General features: G+C 38.7%; 7 protein-coding genes. 1 reads left to right on the forward strand and 6 read right to left on the reverse strand.

Annotated features, from left to right (window positions below):
- From AC11ZT_RS04240 to AC11ZT_RS04260, 5 genes are all read right to left on the reverse strand, one after another.
- Positions 1-637: HD domain-containing protein (locus tag AC11ZT_RS04240; RefSeq protein WP_484058408.1), on the reverse strand; the 637-nt coding region annotated here is incomplete at its 3' end.
- Between the two features lie 242 nt (positions 638-879).
- A complete protein-coding gene (locus AC11ZT_RS04245; protein ID WP_484058409.1) occupies positions 880-1,392 on the reverse strand; it encodes an adenine phosphoribosyltransferase in 513 nt (170 codons plus the stop codon).
- 1 nt (position 1,393) lies between these two features.
- Entirely contained in the window at positions 1,394-3,724 is a 2,331-nt protein-coding gene (recJ, locus tag AC11ZT_RS04250; protein WP_484058410.1) for a single-stranded-DNA-specific exonuclease RecJ, read from the reverse strand.
- Between the two features lie 107 nt (positions 3,725-3,831).
- Positions 3,832-6,087 carry a protein translocase subunit SecDF gene (gene secDF, locus AC11ZT_RS04255; protein ID WP_484058411.1) on the reverse strand — a complete coding sequence of 752 codons (2,256 nt, stop codon included), beginning with the start codon at positions 6,085-6,087 and terminating at the stop codon, positions 3,832-3,834.
- 88 nt (positions 6,088-6,175) lie between these two features.
- Positions 6,176-6,457 (reverse strand): post-transcriptional regulator, encoded by a 282-nt coding sequence (locus tag AC11ZT_RS04260; protein ID WP_379965907.1) that lies wholly within the window; start codon positions 6,455-6,457, stop codon positions 6,176-6,178.
- Between the two features lie 174 nt (positions 6,458-6,631).
- Between AC11ZT_RS04260 and spoVB the strand changes: the two genes are divergently transcribed.
- Complete coding sequence (gene spoVB / locus AC11ZT_RS04265) at positions 6,632-8,185, forward strand: stage V sporulation protein B (protein WP_484058412.1); 1,554 nt, start codon at positions 6,632-6,634, stop codon at positions 8,183-8,185.
- An 11-nt stretch (positions 8,186-8,196) separates the two neighbouring features.
- Here the strand turns inward: spoVB and AC11ZT_RS04270 are convergent, their stop codons facing one another.
- Positions 8,197-8,844, reverse strand: a complete 648-nt coding sequence (locus AC11ZT_RS04270; RefSeq protein ID WP_484058413.1) for a DUF421 domain-containing protein — start codon at positions 8,842-8,844, stop codon at positions 8,197-8,199.
- Positions 8,845-9,075: the final 231 nt, after the last annotated feature.

Consider the following 9,075-nt stretch of genomic DNA (forward strand, 5'->3'; position numbering starts at 1 on the left):
CTGCCCGCTTTCTTTTCATCAAGTTAACAATTCGATAATATTGCTGTGGATTCAAGTAGCGTAAAGCAGTATCCTCAAGCTCCCATTTAATCGTATTAATTCCAAGACGATGTGCTAACGGAGCGAAAATTTCGAGCGTTTCATTTGCAATACGCCGCTGCTTCTCTTGAGGTAAATGGCGAAGCGTTCTCATATTGTGTAAACGATCCGAAAGCTTAATCAAAATCACGCGAATATCTTGTGCCATAGCGACAAACATTTTTCGATGATTTTCAGCTTGCTGTTGTTCGTGTGATTTATACTTAATCTTTCCTAGCTTCGTAACGCCATCTACTAACATGGCTACTTCTTTCGTAAATTCGCGTTCTAAATCTTTTAATGTTACTTCTGTATCTTCAACAACATCATGTAAAAAACCAGCCGAAATCGTAGAAGAATCCATTTTCAAGCCTACTAATATGCCAGCAACTTGAATAGGATGAATAATATAAGGTTCTCCAGATTTACGATATTGCTCACGATGGGCATCGCGAGAATATTCATAGGCATGCTTAACCATCGCAACATCTTCATCTGTTAAATATTTACTCGCATTCTCCAACACCTGTTCAGCTGTTAGCACTTGTTCATTCGCCATGGAATCACCTTTTTATATGAAAAATTAATCCTCTTTATAAGTTAGAATTATTATTTATTACACCATTATAACGCAAATATTGAAAATTGGAAAAGGAAAGAGCGAAGATTGTAATATAGAGATTGTATATATGTTCATCTGACAATAAAAAGGGACCGTTACAGATCATCTCTATTTTACGGGATTCTGTATAACGGTCCATTGCATTCTCATTAGAAATGGAACACTCCGTTTCTAGTGTGTTAATAATTCATAAGCGTTAAAACATCGTAGCCTTGTAACTTTTCTCTACCACCAAGATAGTTAAGCTCAATTAAAAAGGCGATTCCAACTACAATTCCGCCAAGTTCTTCCACAAGGGCAATCGTTGCTTCAATCGTTCCGCCCGTTGCAAGTAAATCATCGGTAATAAGAATACGTTGACCTGGACGAATAGCATCCTTATGAATCGTTAATATATCCTTACCATATTCTTTACCGTAATTGTATTTAATAACTTCGCGAGGGAGTTTCCCTTCTTTACGTACAGGTGCAAAACCTACTCCTAAAGCATAGGATACAGGGCATCCAATTATGAATCCACGCGCTTCTGGCCCTACAACGAGTTCTGCCTTCTTTTCTTTCGCAAATTCTACAATTGCATCCGTTGCAACTTTGTACGCCTTCCCATCATTCATTAATGGCGTAATATCCTTAAATACAATTCCTTCTTTCGGATAGTCCGGAACAATTGCAATATATGGTTTTAAATCCATGTTAATAAGCCTCCTGACATGTTAAAGAACTACTCTGCATATTACTGAACCACATAAACAACTGTTGGTATGTGGAATATACTAATTCTTTTTCGACCTGTAATCCATTTATCTTTTCACGATAAGTAACGGATTCTAACAAATCACGTTTGGAAATATGATCGGACATAAAAATCAAACCATCTTTTATTGTAACAAATTCTAGTTCAAAAAACACCTGGGTCATAAAAATTACAGTGTCTTTCGACCAGCCTTTGTGCTGGCACAGCTTTGCCCCATGCTTGGTAAGTGAAAATGGAGCTTGTTGACGTAAAAACGAAAAATACCATTTAAAGTGATCGCGGGTCGGTACGGTACTAAATGTATGCTGATTCTCTTGATGAAAGACGGCATAAATTCGTTCTGGAAATCCCTTTGCAAAAAGCTTCTCTACCTCGTCCATACTTGCTGGTAAATCTAAGAGCACTACATAACGTCCGGTAAGTGATTGCTCCGTTACTTCCTTTGCTTGCAACAATGCCCCAGGTAACGAAAATGAATGTGTTGCTTTTTGAAAATAAATAGCAGTCACTTTATCCTCAGGCAACGATAACAAGAATTTCTCAATATTTCGATCTCCGCGATAATCAAACAATTGCCAGTTATTTACAGCAAGATCTGAAATCATAATCTGTGGTTTACGAAAATGATTCCATTCATTTATCGTTACTTCTCCAATTACCGATACACGTGACATGGGCGAAATTTCCTCTACAACATGTCCAAAGCCAAAGCCAACACAGTCTAATTTGCTATCCCCATCCCGCAGCAGCAACTTGACATGAGAACCATCCGACCCAATTTGGCGAATACTCTCGATTGCAGCATCTTCTATTCGAATGCATGGTTTGGGATTACCTACACCAAAGGGAGCCAAAAGCTGTAATTCCTCAATAGTAGATACGGTCACTTCTCCTAGTGTACAGGTAGTATCAATATCCGTAATAGGGAAAAGCTGTTCTTCAGAAAGCGTAGCATCTGCTAACTGATTTAAACGACTTCGAAGATCATCAACATCACTAAGCGAAAGACTCATCCCAGCAGCCATCGCATGACCACCAAAGTGCGGTAACAAATCACGGCATGTTGATAAATTTGCAAATAGATCAAATCCTTCTATACTCCGTGCAGACCCTTTCGCTATGCCTTTTTCACGATCAATACTAAGCAAAATGGTTGGACGATAATAGCGTTCTACTAATTTAGAAGCTACAATTCCAATCACTCCCGCATTCCATCCTTCTTTCGCAATTACTAGTACTTTATTTTGAGCAGATGAGTATTTATCTTCAACTTCTTGTATCGCCTCATCGGCGATTTTCTTCACAATATCTTGGCGGAGCCGATTTGTCGAATCTATTTCTTCCGCGAGAAATCGCGCTTCTTCCGGATCATTCGTTATTAATAATTGTACAGCGGGATCTGCATCTCCTAGTCTTCCTACCGCATTGATTCGGGGTCCAATCGAATAACCAATACTCTCTTCATTGATTTCACTTGCATTTATATTGGCAACTTGAAAGAGAGCACGATAACCAGGTCGACTTGTCTCTCTTAACTTTTCTATCCCTTTTTTCGCTATAAGCCGATTTTCACCAAAGAGGGGCACTAAATCAGCAATCGTTCCAATTACTGCAATATCGAGCAGATTCTCTGGAACGCGTCCTAATAAAGCATGAGAAAGTTTAAATGCAACGCCCACTCCTGCAAGATGCTGAAATGGGTAGCTATCCCCTATCCTTGGATGAATAATGGCATACGCATCTGGAAGCTGAGGTGAAATTTCGTGATGATCGGTAATAATTAGATCTAGTCCAATATCCTTTGCAACCTCGGCTTCTTTTATTGCTGAAATACCTGTATCTACTGTAATAATTAACGAATATCCCTCATCCTTTGCCCAGCGAAACGCCGCTTCATTCGGACCATATCCTTCGGTGAAGCGATTTGGAATGTAAAATGACACATTCCCATGCAATTCCTCAAGCGTGAGCATAAGCAAAGTTGTACTACTAACGCCATCCGCATCATAATCACCAAAGATTAGGATACGTTCCCCCTCTTCGATTGCATGATGGATTCTCTGAACAGCTAGCTTCATATCATGTAAAAGAAACGGATCATGAAATTGTTGTTCTGTAAACAAAAAATCAACTATTCCCTGCTCCGTTTGTAATCCTCTATTCATCAATAAAGAGACGACGAAGGGTGTAATGTGCAGCGACTTTGAAAGGCGCTTTACTTCTTCCTCATCTTGACTTTTTTCATTCCAACGTGTTTTTGCTCGCAACAACGAAATCACCCCTTAACCTATTCATTATACTAAACGGGCTAAAGGGTGACAATAATTCTATAGTTGTGAAGAAAGCGATATCGTATTTGCGATATCGCCTTCTGTCCTTATACAAGAATATCTGATTTTTGCTTTGTTTCGACTTCTTTCTTCCGTTTTCCTGTTCCCTTTTTCAGACTACGTGATTCCATATAGAGCCATAGCTGTGAAGCAACGAATACGGAAGAATACGTACCGACAATCAGTCCTATGAGCAAAGCAAATGAGAAATTGCGCAAGGAAGGACTACCAAATATGAGTAAGGCAATAACCGGTAGTAACACCGTTAAAACGGTATTAACCGAGCGGCTAAGTGTTTGTCGAATACTTAAGTTCACAATTTCTTCTAAATCTTTTATAGAACGCACCTTACGTTCTTTGTACAATTCGCGGTTTCGATCAAATGTAACAATACTATCATTAATAGAGTACCCAACGATGGTTAAAACGGCCGCAATAAACGACAGGTCTACCTCTAATCGTAATATACTAAATACCGTTATAATGAAAAATGCGTCATGTAACAAGGCAACAACTGCAGAGATGGCATACGTAAAACGGAAACGAAGACTGACATACAAGATTATTCCAACGGATGCAATCAGAACTGCAATCAGCGCATTGCGTGCCAATTCTTTACCGATTGTTGGAGATACCGTACTTACGTTAGGTTCCGCCCCGTATTTATCCTTAATCGTGCTTTTTATTTTCGCAATTTCTTCTTTCGAAAATACACCTTTTGATCGGATAGCTGCACTTTGGTTATTAGTCCCTGTTAGAACTATATCCTCCGTTTTCACTCCAATTGTCTCTAAATCTGTTTTTAACTCACTTACAACAATTGGTTTATTGCTTGTCATATCTAAACGAGATCCACTAGAAAAATCTATGCCTGCATTTAACTTAAAGATGGAAACAATGATAACTCCTACAATCATGAACACTGCAGAAAATACGAGAAAGCGATGTCCAATCTTTACAAAATTAATAGAATCAAATGGTGTAGGAGCATGCATAACCCCTTTTGATAGAGGCAAAATTTTACTCTTCCTCACGCCAAACCATTCTACCTTCTTGTCAAATAAACGACTTTTTACAAGCATTCCAAGTAATAAACGCGTAACACCTACGTTTGTCGCAAATCCGACAACTAAGCTGACGATTAAGCTTGTTGCAAACCCCTTTACTGAGCTATTACCCAAAATAAATAATACAATTGCAGCAAGAAGTGTCGTAACATGTGCATCTAAAATAGTTAAGAAGGAATGTCGATTTCCAGCGCGATATGCAGCCATAACAGACTTTCCGATTTTGAGTTCTTCTTTAAACCTCTCATCGGTTATAATGTTGGCATCTACCGCAATCCCGACCCCTAGCACCAGAGCCGCTATACCCGGCAGCGTCAGGACAGCATGCATACCGTTAAAGATGAGAAGTGTTATGTAAATATATAAGCCGAGTGTAATTACAGCGACCAAACCAGGCAAACGATAGTACAGTAGCATAAATAAGAAAATAAGTGCTACACCAATTATTCCGGCTACCATTGTTTGTTGCAGAGCTGTTTCCCCAAATTTCGCACCAACTGAAGTAGAATATAATTCCTTTAACTCAACTGGTAGTGATCCTGCATTAAGTAAATTAGCTAATTCCTTAGCTTGTGTTGGAGTGAAAGATCCTACAATGGATACATCTGTTTGATTAAACACTTGATCGACTCTAGCAGCTGATAAGTATTTAGGCTTTGCCTTTTGACTTTCTGCCTTATATGAATCCGTTCCATCTTGGAAATCCAACCAGATTACCATTAAGTTATTTGGCTTCATCCCTAGTACATTTTCAGTAACTTGTTTGAACTTAGCAGCATTGTTTAGTGTTAACCCTACACTAGGCTGACCTTGTTGGTCGAATGTTTGCTTTGCCCCGCCCTGCTTTAAATCTGTTCCATCCATCAAAATCTTATCATTTACATCACGAAATGTAAGCTTCGCTTGTGTAGATAATATTTCACGCGCTTTTGTTTGATCTTGAACCCCCGCAAGTTGCACACGTATGCGGTCATTACCCTCAATTTGAATATTAGGCTCACTTACTCCAAGAACGTTTACGCGTTTTTCTAGTGCATTCACAGTACTTAAAAGAACGTCACGAGTAATAGTGTCGCCTTGCTTAGCAGGCTGTACTTGATACAAAATTTCAAAGCCGCCACGCAAATCCAGCCCAAGATTAATACCTTGTGTCACATTTTTTGTCGTTGTTCCAATTATTCCACCCACAAGTAGAACAATTAAAAAGAAAGCAACGAGTCTGCTTCGTTTTGCCATTGGTTTTGTGTTCCTCCTTATACTTAAGAAAAAAAGCAATACTATGTCTATTATAGAAAGCCTTAAAAACGAATGTCAAATCAAGTCATCATGTTTCATATTCATTTAATGGTCCAAGCGGTGATTTATAGGCTTGCATCGTTAAATATGTCATATAATCGCTAGTTGAAAGCGTAAGCACATCATTTACTAGTTGAAACAATTTCAGTTCCTGGTCTACTTTTTTCCATTTTTTAACTTTCAAACATTCCCATACGTCTTTCGTTGTTACTCGATCGTATCCTAGAACTCTAAACTCTTCCACTTTGCTATCAATCACAATCTTCAGCTGTTCACGATAAGCATCTACCGGATGTTCTTTCACAACCATCATTTCCTCCTCCATTTCATTTTGGGCGTTTGATTCCTATATATACAATCTGTTTAGATTGTTCCCTAATCTTAAGCAAAAACTTGTATACATACACCTTGTCATGCTTGCCATATATATAAGCATATAAATTATTGTAAATCATTCTGGAGCTTTTGAGAAGGTGGGAACGAAATGACGAAGCAAAGCTTTTTACGTGGTACGCTGATTTTAATTCTAGCAGGACTAGCCACGCGTGTACTTGGCTTTCTTAATAGAATTGTTATGGCAAGAATTTTAGGAGAAGAAGGGGTAGGGCTATATATGATGGCCGTTCCGACCTTCATCCTAGCCATCACCATCACACAACTTGGACTTCCCGTAGCAATTGCTAAACTTGTTGCAGAGGCAGAAGCAAGGAAAGAGCCGCATAAAGTTAAAAAAATTCTTTCCGTTTCATTGTCCATTACATTGTCACTCAGCATAGTCTTTACAATCGCCATTTCCTTAGCTGCTCCTATCATTTCAAAGATGCTATTAACAGATGCACGAACGTACTATCCACTTATTGCAATACTTCCTGTCGTTCCTATTATTGCAGTTTCATCTGTACTACGAGGATATTTCCAGGGAAAACAAAATATGAAGCCGGGTGCCTTATCACAAGTATTAGAGCAAGTTGTCCGTATTACACTCATTGCCGTTTGTATACGAGCATTCCTTCCATTTGGAATTGAATTTGCTGCCGCCGGAGCGATGATTTCAGCAGCAGCTGGGGAGCTCGTCTCGCTCGCTTACATGTTGTATATATTTAAAGGGGAAAAACATATTCCCTTAACCTCTCATTTTTTACAAACTGTACAAAACAGTAAGGCTACCTTCCAATCTCTTATGTCCATTGCCTTACCAACTACAGGAAGCCGCTTAATTGGTTCAATTTCATACTTTATTGAGCCAATTGTAATTGTACAAAGCTTAGCCATTGCTGGTGTAACAACGAGCATTGCAACCAAACAATACGGAGAATTAAACGGTTATGCCTTGCCCCTACTATTACTGCCATCCTTTATTACATACGCTCTTTCCACCTCACTAGTTCCTTCTGTTAGTGAAGCGATGGCAAAAAAAAATCACGTACTCGTTGAATACCGACTTCAACAAGCATTGCGTCTCTCGTTTCTTTCTGGAGGTTGGTCTGTCGTAATTTTGTACGTATTTGCCAATCCGATTATGACGCTCATGTACGGAACAGATCATGCTGCAATCTTTGTAAAGGTTCTCGCACCATGTTTTCTCTTCTATTATTTTCAAGGTCCATTAGCATCGGTGCTTCAAGCATTAGATTTAGCCAAGGCTGCGATGTATAACAGTTTCATTGGTACGGTTGTAAAGATTATTGTAATTTTCGCACTTGCATCACGCCCAGAATTTCAAATAATGGGAGTTGCACTAGCGATAGCAACTGGCTTACTCGTTGTTACCTTTTTGCACTACGCAACTCTGCTAAAAAAAATTACATTTACTATTTACGCAAGAGATTACATCTATGGCATGCTTGCTATTTTTCTAGCAGGAGTAGTTGGATTTTCATGTAATATATACACTTTTTCTTCCTCATTAGGCATTCAAACATTACTTTCTATTATCATTACAAGCCTTGTTTATGCAGGATTGCTCATCGCATTTCGTCTTATACGCAAGGAAGAATTACAACGATTCTCTCTTTTACGTTTTGGATTTTTAAAATAGCACAAGGTCACTTACTCATCCGTTATATCAATAAAAAATCGTCCATTTTGATACGTACAGTACGAGATTTTCTTCACATCTTTATATCCCAGCTCTCGTAGCTTCTGTCTGAGCCAAAGATTTGTTTTACTTATACTTTGCAGATGCTCATCTTGAATCACTCCATCCATAATAAGAGGAAGCGTAAATACCGCGGGAGTATCCTTGTTTGTTTTCTTTGGAAAGACAGATAACTTTCCAGAAGGTTCTAATATCGCATATGCCACATCGCGTACATCACCAATATCCTTCTCACGAAGCTGTAACAGAAGATCATCGAAATTATAGCGTTGCTTGCGCATTTGCTTTTCATCTACCTTACCTTCTCGTATTAGAATCACAGCTTCTCCCTCAAGCAACTTACGTGCCCGTTGACTTTTCAAGGAAACAAATGCAATGGTAAGCTGCAAAACTGCAAGTACCGTCATAGGAACAATTTGATGCGAGATATGCTTATCTGGATTTTCGATAGCAATGACAGCTAATTCACTTAGCATAAGAAAAACAACGAGATCCAGTACATTTAATTCACCAAGCTCTCGTTTTCCCATTGTTCGAAATATGATAGTAATAATTGTATACAATAGGACCGTTCGACCAGCCATTGCTAGAAGATCCATCATCATCATCCCACCTTATCATGTTGTATCCTGCTTAGTTTTCCCTACAGGTTAAAAACTATAACTTCACTTAATCCATAAGAAAGTAAGTCTATCTCTCTGTTATGTCTAATATGCTTGTAAGAGAGGAGGGATGATAATGACGGGAACAAAAAAAATGGCATCTGCCATCGCATTCGGACTGGGTATGATTTTACTTCTTGCTACAATTGCAAGTTTTTTTGTAGCATT

Source organism: Ectobacillus sp., from assembly GCF_056992975.1.